The sequence below is a fragment of the Brotaphodocola sp. genome, from assembly GCF_050873365.1.
Taxonomy (GTDB): Bacteria; Bacillota; Clostridia; order Lachnospirales; family Lachnospiraceae; genus Brotaphodocola.
Genome location: NZ_JBNMIQ010000017.1, coordinates 41,324 through 61,194, shown reverse-complemented (window position 1 = coordinate 61,194; position 19,871 = coordinate 41,324). Strand labels below are relative to the sequence as shown.

At 49.3% G+C, this 19,871-nt stretch carries 17 protein-coding genes; 1 reads left to right on the top strand and 16 read right to left on the bottom strand.

Annotated features, from left to right (window positions below; translation table 11 throughout):
• Window positions 1–174 (top strand): transposase (locus ACR0QT_RS09445; protein WP_432630551.1); only part of this gene is annotated, 174 nt, incomplete at its 5' end.
• A gap of 337 nt (window positions 175–511) precedes the next feature.
• Here ACR0QT_RS09445 and ACR0QT_RS09440 read toward each other — a convergent pair.
• The 16 genes from ACR0QT_RS09440 to ACR0QT_RS09365 all read right to left on the bottom strand — a co-directional run bounded on the left by ACR0QT_RS09440 (window position 512) and on the right by ACR0QT_RS09365 (window position 19,845).
• Window positions 512–5,155, bottom strand: coding sequence for a PolC-type DNA polymerase III (locus tag ACR0QT_RS09440; protein ID WP_432630549.1), 4,644 nt, complete (start codon window positions 5,153–5,155; stop codon window positions 512–514).
• A 71-nt stretch (window positions 5,156–5,226) separates the two neighbouring features.
• On the bottom strand, window positions 5,227–6,321 hold the full coding sequence (gene ispG, locus ACR0QT_RS09435; protein ID WP_432630548.1) for a flavodoxin-dependent (E)-4-hydroxy-3-methylbut-2-enyl-diphosphate synthase: 1,095 nt from the start codon (window positions 6,319–6,321) through the stop codon (window positions 5,227–5,229).
• A 164-nt stretch (window positions 6,322–6,485) separates the two neighbouring features.
• Window positions 6,486–7,628 carry a M50 family metallopeptidase gene (locus tag ACR0QT_RS09430; protein ID WP_432630550.1) on the bottom strand — a complete coding sequence of 381 codons (1,143 nt, stop codon included), beginning with the start codon at window positions 7,626–7,628 and terminating at the stop codon, window positions 6,486–6,488.
• 151 nt (window positions 7,629–7,779) lie between these two features.
• The gene (locus tag ACR0QT_RS09425) at window positions 7,780–8,931 is read right to left on the bottom strand and encodes a 1-deoxy-D-xylulose-5-phosphate reductoisomerase (RefSeq protein WP_432630547.1); all 1,152 of its coding nucleotides are present in this window, start codon (window positions 8,929–8,931) and stop codon (window positions 7,780–7,782) included.
• 57 nt (window positions 8,932–8,988) lie between these two features.
• Complete coding sequence (locus ACR0QT_RS09420; protein WP_432630546.1) at window positions 8,989–9,792, bottom strand: phosphatidate cytidylyltransferase; 804 nt, start codon at window positions 9,790–9,792, stop codon at window positions 8,989–8,991.
• A 49-nt stretch (window positions 9,793–9,841) separates the two neighbouring features.
• On the bottom strand, window positions 9,842–10,570 hold the full coding sequence (locus ACR0QT_RS09415; RefSeq protein WP_432630545.1) for an isoprenyl transferase: 729 nt from the start codon (window positions 10,568–10,570) through the stop codon (window positions 9,842–9,844).
• A 225-nt stretch (window positions 10,571–10,795) separates the two neighbouring features.
• Entirely contained in the window at window positions 10,796–11,350 is a 555-nt protein-coding gene (frr, locus tag ACR0QT_RS09410) for a ribosome recycling factor (protein WP_432630544.1), read from the bottom strand.
• A 16-nt stretch (window positions 11,351–11,366) separates the two neighbouring features.
• Window positions 11,367–12,071 carry a UMP kinase gene (pyrH, locus tag ACR0QT_RS09405; protein ID WP_432630543.1) on the bottom strand — a complete coding sequence of 235 codons (705 nt, stop codon included), beginning with the start codon at window positions 12,069–12,071 and terminating at the stop codon, window positions 11,367–11,369.
• 39 nt (window positions 12,072–12,110) lie between these two features.
• Window positions 12,111–12,911, bottom strand: coding sequence for a 4'-phosphopantetheinyl transferase family protein (locus ACR0QT_RS09400; RefSeq protein ID WP_432630542.1), 801 nt, complete (start codon window positions 12,909–12,911; stop codon window positions 12,111–12,113).
• A 427-nt stretch (window positions 12,912–13,338) separates the two neighbouring features.
• On the bottom strand, window positions 13,339–13,974 hold the full coding sequence (locus ACR0QT_RS09395; protein WP_432630541.1) for an AAA family ATPase: 636 nt from the start codon (window positions 13,972–13,974) through the stop codon (window positions 13,339–13,341).
• A 284-nt stretch (window positions 13,975–14,258) separates the two neighbouring features.
• The gene (locus ACR0QT_RS09390) at window positions 14,259–15,173 is read right to left on the bottom strand and encodes an RluA family pseudouridine synthase (RefSeq protein WP_432630540.1); all 915 of its coding nucleotides are present in this window, start codon (window positions 15,171–15,173) and stop codon (window positions 14,259–14,261) included.
• Window positions 15,170–15,775 (bottom strand): signal peptidase II, encoded by a 606-nt coding sequence (gene lspA / locus ACR0QT_RS09385; RefSeq protein WP_432630539.1) that lies wholly within the window; start codon window positions 15,773–15,775, stop codon window positions 15,170–15,172. The genes ACR0QT_RS09390 and lspA overlap by 4 nt, the downstream gene beginning before the upstream one ends.
• The gene (aroB, locus tag ACR0QT_RS09380; RefSeq protein WP_432630538.1) at window positions 15,765–16,874 is read right to left on the bottom strand and encodes a 3-dehydroquinate synthase; all 1,110 of its coding nucleotides are present in this window, start codon (window positions 16,872–16,874) and stop codon (window positions 15,765–15,767) included. The genes lspA and aroB overlap by 11 nt, the downstream gene beginning before the upstream one ends.
• Before the next feature lie 280 nt (window positions 16,875–17,154).
• On the bottom strand, window positions 17,155–17,667 hold the full coding sequence (locus ACR0QT_RS09375; RefSeq protein WP_432630537.1) for a cell division protein SepF: 513 nt from the start codon (window positions 17,665–17,667) through the stop codon (window positions 17,155–17,157).
• A 20-nt stretch (window positions 17,668–17,687) separates the two neighbouring features.
• Complete coding sequence (locus ACR0QT_RS09370; RefSeq protein ID WP_432630536.1) at window positions 17,688–18,368, bottom strand: YggS family pyridoxal phosphate-dependent enzyme; 681 nt, start codon at window positions 18,366–18,368, stop codon at window positions 17,688–17,690.
• A 67-nt stretch (window positions 18,369–18,435) separates the two neighbouring features.
• Complete coding sequence (locus tag ACR0QT_RS09365) at window positions 18,436–19,845, bottom strand: HlyD family efflux transporter periplasmic adaptor subunit (protein WP_432630535.1); 1,410 nt, start codon at window positions 19,843–19,845, stop codon at window positions 18,436–18,438.
• Between the last annotated feature and the right edge of the window lie 26 nt (window positions 19,846–19,871).

Sequence of the window (19,871 nt, the reverse complement as noted above, 5' to 3'; positions counted from 1 at the left end):
TGTGCCAATACCTTTCAATCTTGGAGAAAAGAAATTTTAAATGCCTTAAAATACGGAATCACAAATGGTCCGACAGAAGGCTTTAACAACAAGATTAAAGTATTAAAACGAAGTTCCTATGGTATTCGCAACTTTAAGCGATTCCGTACTCGGATTCTTCACTGTACATCATAAGTTAAAATGGTCGGTAAATGAGGGAGGCTTATTTGGTATGCCCAAAAACAGGATGTATCAGAGCTGTATATAAAAATGGCTCTGATATCAGTAATGGAGTAGGATTCTCATGAATCCCACCCCAACTATTGACATAGAGCCAAATCCGAAAACGCAAAAAAACTGCCAGAATATCCAGACTTGGAAAAGAGAATTTCTCCTTTTCCTCTGGTTTCTGACAGTCTTTCATTCATTTTGTATTTCTTCTGTTTCCAGAAAAACAATTTCATCACAAATACGATCTCTTTGCTCTCTTGCTTTCCTCTTTTTCTCTAATTGTTTGCTTTCACAATTCTGATCACGCCGTAAAATCAAACAGTGAGAGCTGGTTGCTCTCCGGCAGGTCGCCGAGAAGCCCCATATCTGCCATCAGATCGCAGAGCGTCTTGCTGACTTTCGAGCGGTTTCTGAAATCCTCTCGCGACAGGAACGGGCCTTCCGCCGCCGCTTCCACGACACCCTCGGCTGCCTTATCGCCCATTCCATCGATGCTTGCAAGTGACGGCATCAGCTTTCCGTCGATAATCTGGAAGCGGTCTGCCTGTGCGCGGTAAATGTCGATCGGCATAAATTCAAATCCGCGCGCATACATCTCCTGCACAATTCTCATATCGCGCAGGGTATCCTGCTCCTTCTTCGAGAGCGAATCCTGGCGCTTGCGGTAATCGGCAAGATGGAACTCAAGTTTTTCACGTCCCTGACACATCAGCTCATACGAAAATCCACTCGCACGAATACTGAAGAATGCTGCATAGTAGGCGAGCGGGTAGAACACCTTACAGTATGCCACTCGCCATGCCATCATAACATAAGCCGCCGCATGCGCCTTCGGGAACATGTACTTGATCTTCAGACACGAGTCAATGTACCACTGCGGGACATCGTGGGCGAGCATCGCCTCAATCCACTCGGGTTTAAGCCCCTTACCTTTTCGGACAGACTCCATGATCGTGAACGAGAGTCCCTCCTCCATGCCTTTCTGAATCAGGTAGACCATGATATCGTCTCGACAACAGATCGCAGTCTGAATCGTCGCCTGACCGCTTAAAATCAGGTCTTTTGCATTTCCGAGCCATACATCGGTTCCGTGTGCCAGACCCGCGATACGCACGAGATCCGAGAAATACTTCGGCTGGGCATCGATCAACATCTGCATTGCAAAGTCGGTTCCAAACTCCGGGATTCCAAGTGCGCCGAGCTTACATCCACCGAGATCCTCCGGCGTGACGCCGAGCGCCGACGTATTCTGAAACAGTGACATGACTTCCGGGCTGTCGAGCGGGATGTCGGCAACCGGGTCAAGTCCGGTCAGATCCTGAAGCATACGAATCATCGTCGGATCATCGTGCCCGAGAATATCAAGTTTTAAGAGGTTGTGGTCGATCGAATGGTAATCGAAGTGTGTCGTCACGGTCTTCGTCGTCATATCGTTTGCCGGTCTCTGTACCGGAGTAAAGGAGTAGATCTCCTCGCCGATCGGCAGAACGACGATACCGCCCGGGTGCTGACCGGTCGTTCGGCGAACGCCGACACAGCCCTCGACGATTCGCTCAATCTCACAGTTTCTCTTGTGAACTCCGCGCTCCTCAAAGTATTTCTTTACAAAGCCAAACGCCGTCTTATCCGCAAGCGTACCGATCGTTCCCGCGCGGAATGTCTGCCCTTTTCCGAAGATTACCTCGGTATAGTCGTGCGCCTTACTCTGGTACTCACCCGAAAAGTTCAGATCGATATCCGGCTCCTTGTCGCCCTTGAATCCGAGGAAGGTCTCGAACGGAATGTCAAATCCCGCCTTTGTGAGCTGTTTTCCGCAGACCGGACAGATCCGATCAGGCATATCACAACCCGCCATACCCGAGAATTTCTTTACCTCCTCCGAGTCAAAATCGTAGTAATGGCAATGCATGCAAACATAGTGAGGGCTCAGCGAGTTTACCTCGGTGATTCCCGCCATCGCTGCGACAAACGACGATCCGACTGATCCTCGCGAGCCTACGAGGTAACCGTCCTCGACCGATTTCCACACAAGTTTCTGCGCGATGATGTACATCACGGCGAAGCCGTTTGAGATGATCGAGTTTAACTCACGCTCAAGTCGCTCGACAACGATTGTCGGAAGCTCCTCCCCGTAGATCTCATGCGCGCGGTCATAACAGATCTTACGCAGAGTCTCGTCGGAATCGGCGATAACCGGCGGACATTTATCCGGGCGCACCGGCGAGATCCGCTCACACATATCCGCAATCATCCGCGTGTTTGTGATCACGACCTCCTCCGCCTTGTCCGGTCCGAGGTACTCAAATTCCTTGAGCATCTCCTCAGTTGTCCGCAAAAACAGCGGTGCCTGTTCGTCGGCATCATTGAATCCCTGACCTGCCATCAGAATTCTTCGGTAAATCTCATCCTCCGGATTCAGGAAATGCACGTCGCAGGTCGCGCAGACCGGCTTGCCAAGTTCCTCGCCCATCTGTACTATCCTCTTATTCAAATCCTCAAGATCCTGCCAGGTCTTCACCGGACTCTTCTCATCGCGGAGCATGAACGCGTTGTTTCCGAGTGGCTGAATCTCAAGAAAATCATAGAAATCTGCAATTTTCATCAGCTCCGCCTCCGGCAGTCCGCGAAGAAGTGCCTGATAGAGCTCGCCCGCCTCACACGCCGAACCGATGATCAGTCCCTCGCGGTAGTTGTTGAGCACGCTCTTTGGAATACGCGGTCGCTTCGAGAAATACTCGATGTGCGACCACGAGACGAGGCGATAGAGATTGATGCGTCCGACCTCATTTTTCGCGATGATAATCACATGATGAGTCGGCAATTTCTTGATCATATCCGCACTCAACTCACTCATCTCATTGAGTTGATCGAGGTTCTCAACTCCGCGCGCGCGAAGCATCTCGACAAATTTGACGAAAATCTCCGCAGTTGCCCCGGCATCGTCGACCGCGCGGTGATGATTCTCGAGCGAAACGCCGAGTGCCTTTGCGACGGTGTCGAGCTTGAATCGGTTCAGGTTTGGCAGAAGGTGGCGCGCCATTGCGACCGTATCGAGCACTGTCGGATCAAAGAAAAGTCCCTGTTCCTTCGCATTGTGCGCAATGAAGCTCACATCGAACGAGGCATTGTGAGCGACGAGCGCACAGCCCTCACAGAATTTCAAAAAATCCGGGAGCACGACATCAATCTTCGGTGCCGGGAGCACCATCTCATCGTTGATGCTTGTCAGCTTCTCAATCTCAAACGGAATCGGTACATCGGGATTGACAAAGGTGCTGAATTTCTCGGTGATCTTGCCGTCCACGACCTTGACTGCGCCAATCTCAATGATCTTGTTCTTCTCCGGCGAAAATCCTGTCGTCTCGATATCGAAGACAACGTAAGAGCCGAGCAGATCCTGTCCTTTGGAGTTCTCGACAAGCTGTTTCATATCGTCAACGAGATACCCCTCCACCCCATACAGAATCTTGAACTCATCGCCTTTGTCGAGCGCGTGGTTCGCCTCGGTAAACGCCTGCACGCATCCATGATCGGTCACGGCGATCGCCGGCATTCCCCACGATTTTGCGCGCTTTACGATGTCCTTGACATCGCTGACTCCATCCATATCGCTCATCTTCGTGTGGCAGTGAAGCTCCACGCGCTTCAACGGGCTGTGATCCATCCGTTTGCTCGTGAAATCCTCGCCCTTCTTGATTCCGCGCACCGAGCCGATTGTGAGTTCTCCGTCGAATTTATCGATTGTCGTCATTCCGCGCAGACGGATAAACGATTTCTCAGCGGTCGCCTTGTTGATCTCCTCAAGAGAATCCGGATCTGCAAACAGCTTGACCGTGATCGTGTCGGTGAAATCGGTCACCTGGAACATCACGATCGTCTTTCCACTCTTGAGTTCCCGGCTGTCCTTCTTTAAAATCTTTCCGCGAATCGTGACCTCGCCAACCTCTCCCTCGATCTTCTCGATCTCGATGAAGTCATCCTCAAAATCACGCCCGTAGAGCACATCCGGATTGTCGGATTTCTTCCGATAACCGCCTGAACTCCAGTCACTCTTCTTGAAGTTCTCGCGCTTTCCACCACGCAGATTGCCCGGATGAGCGCCAGCTCCGCCAGATACGGTTCCGTTATTAGAACCAGAGGATGCACTCTTTGCCACACCCTTTGCAGAATTTTCTCCGGCAGATGCTCCACCGCCTGCTTTTGCATTTCCTGCTGTTCTACTTGCCCCGGCGCCAGCAGAATTTGCACCCGAAGACGTTCTCGCCCCAGCTTCTCCGGTTCCGGCTCCATCCGTTCCGGTTGCCAATGCGCCCTCTCCGCTTGTACCGCCCTGACCGTCATCCTCCCTCGCGCGCAGATTCAACACATCTGCAACCGCTCTCGTCATCCGCAGTGCCTCCTGCTCTGCGAGAAGTTCTCTCTCGATCGAGGCTTTCGCACGCGTCGCCGGAACATACTCAAACTCGATCTCGACCGGAATCGAACAGCGCTCATAGAAAACCTTTTCGAGAATTCGCTTGAGCTCTCCTGCCTTATCGCGGTTAATCATCGTGTCCTCGACCGTCATGTGCAGAAGATCCGGCTCTGGAAACGAAAACTGCGCCTTTCTGAAAATCGAGTACTCCACGATGCTGTAATGCTTGAGTTCAAGGAGCAGACTGTCGCGGTACGCAGACAGCAGTTTTTCCGGCGTGTACTGTTCCGACAGATGATATTTTTCAAAAATCTTGATCTGAATCTGCTTGCCGTAAAAGAGCTGATCTGCAATCCCGCGCTCCAAATCCATGATATTTTTTCGATGAATCAGACGCGGACTCTCGATGTACACGCGAATCAGACGGCGATCTCTCGTCATGGAGACGCGGTCTACCTTCACCATCCCCATCAGTTCCTTCATCTGATCCGTCATATGTAATCCGGGAAATACTTCCAGAAATTCTTTCATTGCGCGACTCATCCATCCTTTCAATCATGTGCGTATTTTTGTATTTTTGTGTATTTTGGTTGGAAACCTGTCTATTTCGCTTCCTTGGCTTCCTTTGCCTTCTGCTCCTCAGATGCCTTCACAAGCTCTGCGCGCAGTGCCTGCAACAGATCGCTCTCCGGAAGTTTTCTGACAACCTCTCCGTGCTTGATCAGCAGACCTTCCTTGATTCCGCCTGCAACGCCGAAATCTGCCTCTCTCGCCTCTCCCGGTCCGTTTACGACACAACCCATCACAGCAACCTTGAGATTTAAGTGATCGAACTCGGTCACCATATTTTCAACCTTGTTTGCAAGACCGATCAGATCGATCTGGGTGCGTCCGCAGGTCGGGCAGGAGACTACCTCGATTCCACCCTTGCGCAGTCCGAGTGTCTTTAAAATTCTCTTTGCAGACTTGATCTCCTCAAGCGGATCTCCGGTCAGAGAAACGCGGATTGTGTCTCCGATTCCCTGATAGAGAATGATGCCGAGTCCGACTGCGGACTTGATGTTTCCGGAGGAGAGGGTTCCCGCCTCGGTGATGCCGACATGGAGCGGATAATGCGTCTTCTTGCTGATCAGCTCATGCGCGCGCACGCACATCATAACATCGGAGGACTTGATGCTGATAACGAGATTGTCGTAGCCGAGGCGCTCAATCATCGCAACCTTGTCAAGTGCACTCTCAACAATTCCCTCTGCGGTCACACCGCCGTACTTCTCAATCAGATTCTTCTCAAGCGAACCGCTGTTGACACCGACACGGATCGGAACACCATATTTCTTTGCGGTGTCCACAACTGCCTTCACGCGCTCCTCCGAGCCGATGTTGCCCGGATTGATGCGGATCTTGTCTGCCCCGCTCTCAATCGCTGCAATCGCAAGGCGATAGTCAAAATGAATGTCTGCGACAAGCGGAATGTGAATCTGCTTCTTGATCTTGCTGATCGCTCCCGCTGCCTCCATCGTCGGAACTGCAACACGGATGATGTCACATCCCGCCTTCTCAAGCGCGAGAATCTGTGCGACCGTCGCCTCGACATCCTCGGTCTTTGTGTTGCACATCGACTGGATCAGAATCGGATTGTCCCCGCCGATCACGCGATTTCCAATATGAATTTCTTTTGTCTTCATTCGCTCTGCCATAATCTGTTTTTTACCTCCCCGTTTTTCTTTCCAACATTTCAATTTCAAGAGTTTCTCTCTGACATGTCTCTAAGAGTTTCTTTTTAACGTTACGTTATTCGATCCGTATCTTAATCTTTATCTTAATCCTTATCTCACTCTTAATATTGTCTGATAGTAGACCTTTATCTGATAATCAGCTTGCTGATATCATTGAACAGCACAAGAACCATCAGCGCCATCAGAACCATCATTCCCGCCATATGAACCGCATTCTCAATCTTCGGGTCCGTCGGTTTTCTGCGCACAAGCTCAATCAACAAAAACAGCAGTCTTCCGCCGTCAAGTGCCGGAATCGGAAGCAGGTTCATGATTCCAAGACTCGAGCTCAAGAGAAGCACCCAGTTCGAGAGCACAAGAATCACCGCCTTTGTTCCAACCTCACGGCCCTCCTGCACGGTCTCTCCGACCATCCCGACAATGCCGACCGGTCCGCTGATCGCCTCATCAACCTTGACCTGGCGGTGCACGAGCATCCGGATACTGTCAAATGTCGAGACAACACAGTATCTGACCTCGTACACGCTGTCACTGATCAGCTCTCCGATTCCATGCACTCTCTCATATCCGCGAAACTGCACGCCAATCAGATAGGTCTGATATTCCTGGCTGTAAGCCGGAGTCAACGTCACACTGCGCTTCTCAAATGCACCCTCTGTCTCCCACGTTCCATCTGCCGGTCGCTCATAGTGGATCACCATCTTCTCACCCGGATGCGAAAATGTGTAGAGCTGTACATCGCGGTACGCATAGATTCTTCTGCCGTTGATCTTCGTGATCCGGTCTCCCGCCTGAAGTCCTGCCTCCTGAGCCGGAGAGCCTTCCGTCACACCGTAGAGCACCGGTGCATCATGACCGACTGCGCCGACAATCACAATCGCAAACAAAAATGCGAGAATAAAGTTGAAAACCGGTCCCGCTGCAATCACAAGAATTCGCGCAAACACCGGCTTATTTCCAAATGCATTCGGGTCCGGATGCTCGACATCGCTGTCCTCCCCGACCATCATGCACGAACCACCGAACGGGAGCAGTTTCAACGAGTACACCGTCGTCTCCGATTCCGGCGCGAGCGCATCCGCCTCGGGGCGCGCAAGAAAACGCACCTTGTAAGCTCCATCGTTTTTTACCAGACTGACAAGACGGGGACCCATGCCGATGGAAAATTCCACGACACCGATCCCGTTGAGTTTTGCCAGCAGGAAATGACCGAATTCATGTACCAGTACGATAAAGCCAAAAAGCAATACCGCCGCCACAATATTCAGCAATTTACCACCTGCTTTCTAAATATTCATTACTATTCATTCTGCTTCTTGTACGATACAAATCTCGAACGATCTTTTCTAATGGTCTTTTGATCTTTTCTAACGATCTTTCCGAACGATCGAACGATCCATAACCGTCTCTTACAGACTCTTACAGATTAAACTGCATCATCTGCAAGAATTCATACGTCTCACGCTCTGCCTCAAGAATCTGCTCGACATTCGGGTTCTCCACGGTGTAATGATGTTCCATCGCAGACTCGATCATCTCGATAATCGCAAGGTACGGGATCTCTCTCTTTAAGAACTTGCTTACCGCATACTCATTTGCCGCATTGTAGACCGTCGGCAGAGAGCCACCGCGACGTCCTGCCTCATAGGCGAGTTTCAGACCGCGGAACACCTCCATGTCCGGTGCCTCAAAGGTAATTTTACCCATTTTTGCAAAATCCAGACGATCTCCCGGCAGAAATCTTCTCTGCGGATAATAGAGTGCGTACTGGATCGGCAGTTTCATATCCGGTGTACCAAGCTGAGCAATCACCGCTCCATCCTCATACTCGACCATCGAGTGAATCACACTCTGAGGCTGTACGACAACCTCAATCTGGTCCATCTCGACATCGAAGAGCCAGTGTGCCTCCATGACCTCAAGTCCCTTGTTGACCATCGTCGACGAATCGATCGTGATCTTTCGTCCCATCGTCCAGTTCGGGTGCTTGAGTGCATCCTCGACCTGCACGCCAGCAAGCTGATCTCTCGTCCATCCACGGAACGGACCGCCGGAAGCTGTCAGCAGAATCTTGTGAATCTTATTTCCATGTTCGCCGTTTAAGCTCTGGAAAATCGCGCTGTGCTCACTGTCAACCGGAAGAATCTTCACCCCAAGCTCTTTTGCGAGTGGCATGATCAGATGACCTGCGGTTACAAGTGTCTCCTTGTTTGCAAGCGCAATGTCCTTTCCTGCCTTCATAGCAGCGATCGTCGGGCGAATTCCGATCATACCGACAACGGCGGTCACCACGATCTCTGCATCCGGCTGAGTCGCCGTTTCCATCAGTCCATCCATTCCGGAGACAATCTTCACATCGAGATCTGCAACTGCCGTGCGCAGTTCCTTTGCCTTCTGCTCATCCCAGACACAGGCAAGCACCGGATGAAATTTGCGGATCTGCTTTTCGAGAAGCACAATGTTACTTCCCGCTGCAAGCGCTGTAACCTGAATATCCCCGTTTTGCTCCACTACTTCCAAGGTCTGCGTACCGATCGAACCGGTCGAACCCAGAATTGCAATCTTCTTCATGGTCTTTTCTCCTTTTTTCGTTATTCTTCTGTCACTTCATTCAATTCCTTTATTCTGTTACTTTAAAAATGTCAGTGCAAAGTAAATTGCCGGTGCGGTGAACAACATACTGTCAAATCGATCCAGAATTCCACCGTGACCCGGAATCAGGTTGCCGTAATCTTTGATGTTGTGGTTGCGCTTGATTGCCGAGGCCGCAAGATCTCCGATCTGGGAAATCATTCCCGCAATCGCACATGCAATCGCGCACGCAATCTGAGGATTTGCAAGTTCCTGCATATGCGTTCCAAAAATGCTTCCATAAAGAAATCCGAGAAGTCCGGCTCCGACAACTCCGCCGATTCCGCCCTCAATCGTCTTCTTCGGGCTCAGCACCGGGGTCATCTTGTGTTTTCCGATCAGCATGCCGACGCAGTAAGCACTCGTGTCACATCCCCATGAGCTGAAAAAGACGAGCCAAACGAGGTAGGCACCATCCGGCATCACACGCACCAGATAGAGATAGGACAGCATCACCGGCACATAGAAGAGTCCAAAAAATGCCACCGTAATCTCCTCAGTCTTATACTTCGGGAACGTAAACACATAGATGCTCATCAGCACCATCAGCGTGATAATCGCAAGCAAGGTCACGTACTGCTGACCGTTCTCCAGCCAGACCATCCCATAATATGCCAGAGCAGAGACAAATCCGACTGCTCCGAGCACATTTTTCTCAATCTTCATCACCCGATACAGCTCAAACAGACCGATCAGAGAAATCAGCGCGGTCGTCGCATACAAAAGGATTCCTCCCTGTCCGACAATCAGAATTGCAAGGATGACAAGAACAATACCGCTTATCAGTCTCTTCGTAAACATCGTAAAATTTCCTCCGTTTATGTCCTGTTATGTCCTGTCTGTGCGTGCCTTACGCCTGCTTGACTCCGCCAAATCTGCGGTCACGCTTATTATATGCCTCAATCGCCTTCACAAGCTCTGCGCGGTCAAAATCCGGCCACAGACAGTCTGTGATGTAGATCTCGGAGTAAGCAAGTTGCCAGAGCAGGTAGTTCGACAGGCGCAGTTCTCCGCTCGTGCGGATCAAGAGATCCGGGTCCGGCATGCCTGCGGTATCGAGGTAAGATGCAACCGTGCTCTCCGTGATCGTCTGCGGATCGAGATTTCCAAGTTTGCAATCCTCTCCCATCCGTCTCACTGCACGGGTGATCTCATCGCGTCCACCGTAATTGACTGCAATGACAAAGGTCAGACCGGTGTTGTCCTTCGTCTCCTCCTCGAGACGGTTGATTCCGTCGATGATGTCCTGTGCAAAACGACTGCGCTCTCCGATCATCTTGACGCGCACGTTGTTTGCCTTTGCGGTCTTTAAGAGGCGCACCATGTAGAAGCGGAACAACTGCATCAGAGCTCCGACTTCCTCGCTTGAACGCTTCCAGTTCTCCGTCGAAAATCCGTACACCGTCAGATACTCAACGCCCATGCGCGCTGCGATCTCAACGGTCTTCTCAACCGTCACACAGCCTTCCTTGTGTCCCATTGAGCGCGGAAGTCCTCTCTTCTTCGCCCAACGTCCATTTCCATCCAGAATGATCGCGATATGTTTTGGAACTACAAGTCCCTGCAAATCATTTTCCATAATTTTTTATCCTCCCTAATCTGAGATCCCAACGGTCAAAACTTACACTCGTTGAGATTCTCATACATGTTTTGATATATGTTTTCACATACATTCTATATCCTTATATACAACTTATATACGATTGTAAAAATACAGGACAGGAATTTCCCCCTGTCCTGCTAGAATACATATGGATCTGTCTTTGCAAAATAATCAATATAATCAATCTTTTCTCTTTTGCAATTAAACAGTCATGATCTCCTTGGTCTTTGCATCGATTGCTGCATCGATCTTCACGATCATCTTGTCGGTCAGCTTCTGGATCTTCTCCTCTGCGGTCTTCTGCTCATCCTCAGAGATCTCTCCAGCCTTCTCCATCTTCTTGAATGTCTCGTTTGCATCACGACGGATGTTGCGAACTGCTACCTTTGTCGCGTCACCCTTCTTCTTGACATCCTTTGCAAGTTCTTTACGGCGCTCCTCAGTCAGCTCCGGGAATACCAGACGGATCACCTGGCCATCGTTCGTCGGGTTGATACCCAGATCAGAGGTCAGAATTGCCTTCTCGATTGCCTTTAACAGGGACTTCTCCCACGGCTGAATCACGATCATACGAGCCTCCGGAACGCTTAAGTTACCAACCTGCTGAATCGGGGTCGGAGTTCCGTAATAATCCACCTTAATCTTGTCTAAAACATGCGGGTTCGCACGGCCTGCACGGATAGATGAATACTCCTCCTGAAGTACCTCCAGGGACTTTTCCATCTTTCCCTCGTAAATCTTTAACTGATCCTGCATAACATCCTCCTGTTAGTTAGTCTACGGTCACAATCGTACCGTTAATTTTTCCCTGCATCGCATTTGCAATGCTGTCTTTCTCATTCAAATCAAATACTGCCATCGGCATCTTGTGCTCCATGCACATGATCGATGCGGTCAGATCCACAACTGCAAGTTTCTGATCGATCACGTCCTGAATGCGGATGGTATCATAACGCTTTGCATTCGGGTTCACAGCCGGATCGCTGTCATATACGCCATCGATCGACTTTGCAAGAAGAATGCAGTCTGCATCCATCTCAACCGCACGCAGAGTGATTCCGGTATCGGTAGAGAAATACGGATGTCCCGTACCGCCTGCAAAGAATACAACTCGTCCTTCCTCAAAGAACTGATTTGCTAAATCCTTTGAGAACTGCTTCGTCATCGTTCCACAGACAAACGGAGTCAGAATCTCGGTCTTCATTCCGGTATTGCGGAAAATCTCAGACACATAAATGCAGTTCATGATCGTGGCAAGCATACCGATCTGATCTGCATGTGTGCGCTCGATCGCGTCGCTCGTGCGTCCTCTCCAGAAGTTTCCACCTCCGATGACGATGCCGACCTGAACACCTGCATCGACAGAAATCTTAACCTGTCTTGCAACTTCCTTTACCGTATCTTCATCAAACCCAGTTTTCTTCGGGCCTGCAAGCGCTTCACCGCTCAATTTCAAAAATACACGTTTCATATCCATGAAAAATTCTCTCCTTCCGGCCACCCATATTCGTAGTGATTATATCACATCCGACAGATTTTGAAAAGAGAAAAAAACGTCCCTGTCTTCGGATGAAAGACAGACCGAAGCACACGCCCCCCTGCCGGAAATTTTCTCCATTTTTTCTTCCATCCATTCGGAAAAATCATAGAGTGCGCAGTTCTCATGTTCTCCACTCCGCCGTACACGCCCGATCGCATATTCCAAACATTTCCTGTTCTCTATCTGCACACAATCCGTCTGCACAGTCTGTTGAGACAAACTCCCATCCGGTCTCTTCTGTGGAAGCAGAATGCGAAACGAGTCGAGCGGAATCGTCAATCCCGTCCCCGTCATTTTTACATAGCTCTCCTTCATGGTCCAGAACCGTGTAAACATCCGGTCTCTCTGCACTCCCTCCGGACATGAAAAGATCTCCTGACATTCCTCCTCACAGAAAAAACGTCTCGAAACCCCGGCGACCGCTTTGCGAACCTCCTCGACATCACAGCCACACGGTCGATCAGAAGTAACTGCCATCACCAGATTCATCGAGTGAGAGAGATTAAAAAAAAGTTCCGGGCACGACAAAAGCACCGGCTTTCCATGTTCAGAAATCCCAATTTCTTCCGTCTTCTCCCTGCACCCAAATCTCATAAGCGCATAGTCAAGCAACAGCCCCGCACAGAGCGAACGCTCCCGATCCTCCGGTCTGCGAAAACGATTTGCCTTCTCAATTCGCTGTCTCGACAGTCGTCCCTCTATCTCAGCAAACATCTCCATCTTTTCCTGCTCGTCTTCCGGAAAATCCAACCTCATCAAATCTACATATGTGCTCATGATCCCGCCTTATTTTCCCTATCCCTATGAACTAATAAAATATCGTATAACTTCAGAAGGGGATTGTCTCCACTCCTGAGAAAGTTTGTGATAATCCCACCTATCGAGGAGGATGGGACATTCACTCTGAGTTATACCTTGATGGAACTCCGAAAGGCGAGAAAGTGACTGCAAACCCGTGTGAGACGTTGGTGTTTAGGTCGCGTACTTTGCGACCTTATGCACCATTACGTCGAACCCGGAGCGAGAGCGCGTTTGCAGGACTTTACTCGCCGTCGGAGTTCTAATGGATGCGCAGTGATTCTGATTGGAAAATGTCAGCAAAGCTGACCAGAATCACGCGCTAAGTCTCCGCGAGCGTCGACTTGAACCGCAAAAATGCCCTCATCCGGCACTTTCACCAAATGAGAGCATCTTGCAAATATCTCTACCGATTTACCCACTTCTGCTTTGCTTTCGCAACTTCCAGAATCATGTCAACCACGCCATCGATTCCAAGTGCCGTACTGCTCAGGCAAAGATCATAGCTCTTCGCATCGCCCCAGCGCTTGCTCGAATAGTAATTGTAGTAGCTTGAACGCTTCTTGTCCGTCTTTACCATGATGTCCTTTGCCTTGGCATCATCCACCTTGTACAGATCCTTCAGACGGGCAATTCTCTCCTCGTCCGATGCTGTGATAAAGACAGACAGCGTGTTCGGATAATCTGCAAGTGCATAGTCCGCACACCGTCCAACAATGACACAGGACTCCTGATCTGCGAGTTTCTTGATCGTATCAAACTGAGCAAGAAAGATCTTGTGATTTAAAGGCATATCCATATATGCAGAAGAATTATATCCCATCGAATAGGTATCCATCACAAGCGAATACAGAAAGCTACTCGTTGGCTTCTCATCATGAGACTCGAATAATTCCTGGCAAAGTCCACTGTTCTTAGCTGCCTGTGCCAACAATTCCTTATCGTAGCACTTGACCCCCATCTTTTCTGCCAGTTTCATTCCGATATCCTTACCATCGCTTCCGCACTGTCTGCCTATTGTGATAACAAGATTTCCCTTCATAATGTTTCGCTCCTTTCTGTCTTCGTGCGCGTCCGCCGATCACAGAAATGAATGTTGAGACACGCCTAAATCTTTCTAACCCTATTATAACTCAAAATTTCAGAAAAGTACATAAACATTATTCAAAAAAACGTATACTTTAGAAACTATTGTCACAATTCTTTGCTAAACGTTCAATGAAACCGAAAATACTACACAATGTTTCAATGTTTCCTTTTTCATCAAAATTCATCAAACTGTTTTCTCAATCCTGCTTAATATTGCTTAATATTGCTTAATATTGCTCAATCCTGTTCCAATTTTCTCAAAAGTGTCTCAAAGTATTCCGGAAGAGGCGCCTGAAATTCCATATATTCCCCGGTTGTCGGATGAATGATTCCGAGCACACCCGCATGGAGCGTCTGCCCCTGAAGTCCGGAAAACGGACATTTCGCCGGTCCGTACACATGATCTCCGAGGAGCGGATGACCGATGCTTGCCATATGCACGCGAATCTGGTGCGTCCGCCCGGTCTCAAGCTGACACTCGATGTAGGTAAAACGGCGGAAACGGCGCAGAACCCGGTAATGCGTGATCGCGTCCTTTCCGTTCTTCTCATTGATGCTCATCTTCTTGCGATCCGTCGGATGGCGACCGATCGGCGCATGAACCGTCCCCTCATCCTCCTTCACAACACCGTGAACAATCGCATAGTACTTTCTCGTGATCGAGTGCACTTTGAGCTGTTCGGCAATCGCGTTGTGCGCCTGGTCATTCTTGCACACAATCAGCACCCCTGTTGTGTCCATATCAATGCGGTGAACAATTCCCGGACGCATCACTCCGTTGATCCCAGAAAGATCGCCACGACAGTGCGCCATCAGTCCATTGACGAGCGTTCCGGTCGCATGCCCCGCTGCCGGATGCACAACCATGCCCTTCGGCTTGTTGATCAGAATGATATCCTTGTCCTCATAGAGAATGTCAAGATCCATCTCCTCCGGCACAATCTCCGGCTCGACCGCCTCCGGAATATCAAGCTGAATCTTGTCGCCCTCCATGACCTTATAACTGCTCTTGACAGGGCGATCATTGACGGTCACGCCCCCGTCCTTTAAGAGTTTCTGGAGATGAGCGCGCGACATTTCTGCAACCTGCTCGCTCAGATAGCGGTCAATTCGGGACCCTGCTCCCTCTTCCACACAAAATTCCCGAATCAATGCTTCGCCTCCTTATTGCCCTTATTCTTGTTATTGCTCTTCTCGCTCTTATTGTCCTTATTTTCTTTTCCACCAGCATTTGCTCCCTCAGCCTTCTTTTTCAGAGAGAAGACCTCGAGATCGCTGTCCTTGTAATAAAATCCAAACAAGACGAGAAGAAATGCCGTCGCTGTCGTCACATAGATGTCTGCGACATTAAAAATCGGGAAATCAATCAGGCTAAAATACAAAAAATCCACGACATAGCCGAGGGAAATTCGATCTGCCATATTTCCGATTGCACCTGCCGTGATAAAGATCAGGCAGATCTTGAGCGCATGGTAGCGCGCATTTTTCCAGTTCGGCATCCGGTACATCATAAATCCCGCCGTCACCAGAACTGCGAGTGCAATCACAAAGAAAAATCCCTGACGCCCCTGCAAAATTCCAAATGCAGCGCCCCGGTTCTCCGAGTAGAGAAGTTCAAAGACTCCGTCCACGATGACGCGCGGAGCCTTTCCCTTCAGTGAAATCGTTGCAGCCAGTTTCGTGTACTGGTCAAACCAGAGAAGAAGGATCGATCCGATTCCCCAGATTGCCAGATTGCCAAACTTATCTTTCATTCGTTCCTCCTGCAAGCCATTCCAGTGCCTCTTTCATCTCTGCCTCGGTCACCGTGCGGTCGATATACGCCTCGCCGACCTGACGCAGAAGAACAAACTTGATGGCACCTGCTTCCATCTTCTTATCATTTTTTGTCGCCTGAATCACCTCATTCGGGTCCAGACCATATCCAGCGATTGAAACCGGAAGATCAAAGGTCGCAAACGCCTTTCTCATCTGATCCACCTCGGCATCCGTGATCATTCCGCGCTTTGCGGAGATATGAGCAGCGGCAAGACAGCCGAGGGCAACACACTGACCGTGAGCCAGCTTGAAATTCATCATCTTCTCGATCGCGTGACCGAGCGTATGTCCAAAGTTCAGGAGCGCTCTCTCGCCCTGCTCGGTCGGATCTTTCTCCACGACATCTCTCTTAATTCGACAGCTCACAAGAATCAGCTGTTCACAGACGCTAAGATCTCTCTCTCTAATTGCATCTGCGTGCTCACAGATCCACTCATAGTAGTCCCGGTTCTTGATCAGACCGTGCTTGACAATCTCACCCATTCCCGACGCAAACTGCTCTGCGGACAGCGTCAGAAGGCTTGAGGTGCTCGCATAGACAAGCGATGGCATGTGGAATGCACCGACCATGTTTTTGTAGCTGTCAAAGTCGACTCCCGTCTTTCCTCCGATGCTCGAATCCACCTGAGACAGAAGAGTCGTCGGAACCTGGATGAAACGAATTCCGCGCAGATAAGTTGCCCCCGCAAATCCGCAGAGATCGCCGACAACGCCACCGCCCAGTGCGACGAGAACATCCTTTCTGTCGAAGTGTTTCTGAATCAGGAACTCATACAGCGTGCGAACCGTATCCAGATTTTTATTTTCCTCTCCTGCCGGAAAGATAAATGTCTCCACTTTCTTACAGCACTTAGAAACCTGCTCCTTCACCTCATCCAGATAGAGCGGTGCCACATTGCTGTCCGTCACAATACAGATTTTCCGGTTTCCGGTATCCAGCGCCGGAATCTCCTCACCCAGTCGCTCATAGGAGGACTCCACCACAATATCATAAATCCAATTGCCATCTCTGCGCACATTCAATCTCTCTGCCATCGTATGTTCTCCTTTTCCTGTTTTTTCGTTTCTCCTGTCTCCTATTTCCAATCCCATTTCCTGCCCTGCCATAACTGCTCTCAATTTCCAAAAAATTAAGAATTCAAGAATCGTTGCAGTCAACCTCTGTTAAAAGAAAAGCAAACAATCTTCCGAAAAATCGCTGGAAAATTGTCTGCTCTATGTATCTTTTCTTCCCAGAACGATGTCCGTTCCGTATTGATTTTTTCCACAGATTTTTCTGCGGATTCCCTGTTGACCTACTATTCCTACTATTGATTTACAGGTGGATATTCATGCCGGAAACTTCCAGACCGCCATTGTTGAGCATCTCCTGAAAATCACCGGAAAGTTCTACGGTCTCCGGTGTTGCAATAAAGATATAGCTGGAGATCTTCTGAAGATTTCCATTCATGGAGTAAGTGGAACCAGAGATGAAATCGATAATTCTCTGTGCGGTCTCCGTGTGGATTCCCTCCATATTCAGGACAACTGCCTTACCAGCAAGCAGATAGTCACAAGTCTCACGCGCATCATCAAAAGAAGTTGGCTTGATTAACGATACTTCCATCGTCTTCTGCTTCATCGGAACAACCTTCGGGGAGCGGGAGAACAGGCTTCTGCGTCCCTCCTCGATATCGTCATCGTCATCATCGTCACGCTGTGAAAAACGACTCTTTCTTGAGGAGCGATCTCTATCCTCCATCTCATAGTCGTCTTCCGGGTCGAACACTCCTTCATCTATATCATCGTTCATCCGGAAGGTATCCATTACCTTACTCAAAATACCCATAATTCTCTCTCCAATCCTCATCATCTGGCACCAAAGATTCCCGTGCCGACTCTAATCATGGTTGCACCCTCCTCAACGGCAACCTCATAGTCACCGGTCATTCCCATGGAAAGTACACTCATGCTAACATTATCAACGTTTTTCTTTTTAATGTCAACAGATAATTCATATAATTTTTTAAAAACAGGGCGATTTTCTTCCGGATGTTCCACATTTGGCGCTATTGTCATCAGACCACAAATTTTTAAGTGCTTCATCTGGCTGATTGCAAGGACAGCTTCCTCCACTTCTTCCGGCGCAAATCCGAACTTGCTCTCCTCTTTTGCGACATTGACCTCAAGCAGAATCTTCACCTCGCGCTCTTCCTTCTGCGCCTCTTTCTCGATATACTCTGCGAGTCGCACAGAGTCAACCGAGTGGATCATCTCAACGTGCGGGAGAACCTGACGGATCTTATTGTGCTGAAGATGACCGATCATGTGGAAACGGGCATCCTCCGGCATCTGCGGTGCTTTCTGCACAATCTCCTGCACCTTATTCTCCCCAAAATCACGGGCTCCTGCCTCATACGCCTCATGAAGATCCTCGATCGGCTTCGTCTTGCTCACTGCAATCAGCGTCACTTCCTTCGGATCTCTGCCACTGCGCGCACAGGCAAGATCGATTTTCTCTCTGACTTTTCTGTACTGTTCCTGAATCATCTTTTTTCCTCCTGTCTTTCCTGTATTTCCTATATTCCCTGTATTTTCTGTATTTTCCGTAACGCGTTTACTGATAAATCAGCTCTCCCTCATAGTCAGAATTTGCATCGAGTACAATGTGGTCAAACACGGCGAGTCCGTAATTGGTTCCCTTCTTCACTGTATAGTACTCATCATTTGACTTTAAAATCTCAATCTGCTTGAAGACTGCATATCCCTTGTTGATGTTATAGACACCCTGAAGAGATGCCGTCTGACCGATCTGGTATCGCTCCTGAGAATTCGGCTTGTCAATATAATCGCCTCCCTTGAGCGGAGCCTTGTCCCCCATCTCAATATAATCATATTCACCATCCGAATAATATATGGTAACAGGAACAAATTCCAGTGAAGTTCCTGACTCTGAGTACACCTCTCTCATAAAGCCAATGTCTCCGCTGTCTCCACCCTTTGCCAGATAATCCTCCGGAATGAGATAGAAATTCTTCTCGGTGACTGCAGTCACAGGAATCTTGAGTCCGTCCATTCTCTCGGTATCCACCTCAAAGTCCACATATCGCTCTCCGACAAACTGCACCATGTACTGATGGAAATCCAGTTTTCCGTACTGTGCCCCGTCCGTTCCGGTGAAAATCGAAAAATCCCCGTCTGTGTCGAGATCATACGTCGGAAATGTCACATGGAGACTTGTCTTGTCGCTGTACTCGGCAACGGCATCTTCCTTCAGCGGAAAGACCAGACTCCAGTCATCCGAAGTCACCAGCTTGTAGACCGGCGTGGACTGCTCAATCAGATCACCCGATTTCGGAATGGATTTTGTATACTTCGTGCGGTCAAATGAATCTGCACTCACCTGATCTGCCGTGAGCCCCTCCATCCCGTCGATCGCATACGAGACCACGCCGGACAGCGGTGCTCTCACCTGCTGGAATGTGATTCCGGTCTGCTCCAACATCGCATCAAGATTTCCGAGTGCATTGAAATTCACATACTCGAGGACGGATGCCTCCAACGTGTAGCGCAGATCATAGACATCTGAAAATCTCTGGTCGCTGTATCCGATGGAAAACGAGGAGAGCTGACGCTTGATGTCGGAGAGATTCTCGCTTGTGAGCGTCACATTCGCGTCCGGATTCTCCTCCATAAACTTTGCAAGGCTTCCGGTCTCATCGATCGAGTAGATTCTCGTTCCCACACCGGCGCGTTTTCCCTCTCGGATGTAATAGTTGATGTATCCGCTCCGATCCGTCGACTCGACCTGCTCATTTCGCAGAATCAATCCTGTATACTGGGTGTCATTGACAATATTTCCCTCAACGACCTCATAAAACTGAATCTTGTCTTTTCTTACATACTTGTAAACACTGAATATCAGATAAATGAAGATAATTGCAAAAGTAATCATTCCCACATTAAAATTAATCGGGCGATGATACCTCACAATTTTCGAATTTTTTGATTTTTTCTTTTTTGCCAAAACGATTTCCTCCCGCGCCTGATTCG

Bases quoted from the DNA above. Each gene is read 5' to 3' on its own strand.
- ACR0QT_RS09440 (WP_432630549.1), bottom strand. From the start codon at position 5,155: ATGAAAGAATTTCTGGAAGTATTTCCCGGATTACATATGACGGATCAG.
- ispG (WP_432630548.1), bottom strand. From the start codon at position 6,321: ATGGCAGAGCGAATGAAGACAAAAGAAATTCATATTGGAAATCGCGTG.
- ACR0QT_RS09425 (WP_432630547.1), bottom strand. From the start codon at position 8,931: ATGAAGAAGATTGCAATTCTGGGTTCGACCGGTTCGATCGGTACGCAG.
- ACR0QT_RS09420 (WP_432630546.1), bottom strand. From the start codon at position 9,792: ATGTTTACGAAGAGACTGATAAGCGGTATTGTTCTTGTCATCCTTGCA.
- ACR0QT_RS09415 (WP_432630545.1), bottom strand. From the start codon at position 10,570: ATGGAAAATGATTTGCAGGGACTTGTAGTTCCAAAACATATCGCGATC.
- frr (WP_432630544.1), bottom strand. From the start codon at position 11,350: ATGCAGGATCAGTTAAAGATTTACGAGGGAAAGATGGAAAAGTCCCTG.
- pyrH (WP_432630543.1), bottom strand. From the start codon at position 12,071: ATGGATATGAAACGTGTATTTTTGAAATTGAGCGGTGAAGCGCTTGCA.
- ACR0QT_RS09400 (WP_432630542.1), bottom strand. From the start codon at position 12,911: ATGAGCACATATGTAGATTTGATGAGGTTGGATTTTCCGGAAGACGAG.
- ACR0QT_RS09395 (WP_432630541.1), bottom strand. From the start codon at position 13,974: ATGAAGGGAAATCTTGTTATCACAATAGGCAGACAGTGCGGAAGCGAT.
- lspA (WP_432630539.1), bottom strand. From the start codon at position 15,775: ATGAAAGATAAGTTTGGCAATCTGGCAATCTGGGGAATCGGATCGATC.
- aroB (WP_432630538.1), bottom strand. From the start codon at position 16,874: ATGGCAGAGAGATTGAATGTGCGCAGAGATGGCAATTGGATTTATGAT.
- ACR0QT_RS09375 (WP_432630537.1), bottom strand. From the start codon at position 17,667: ATGGGTATTTTGAGTAAGGTAATGGATACCTTCCGGATGAACGATGAT.
- ACR0QT_RS09370 (WP_432630536.1), bottom strand. From the start codon at position 18,368: ATGATTCAGGAACAGTACAGAAAAGTCAGAGAGAAAATCGATCTTGCC.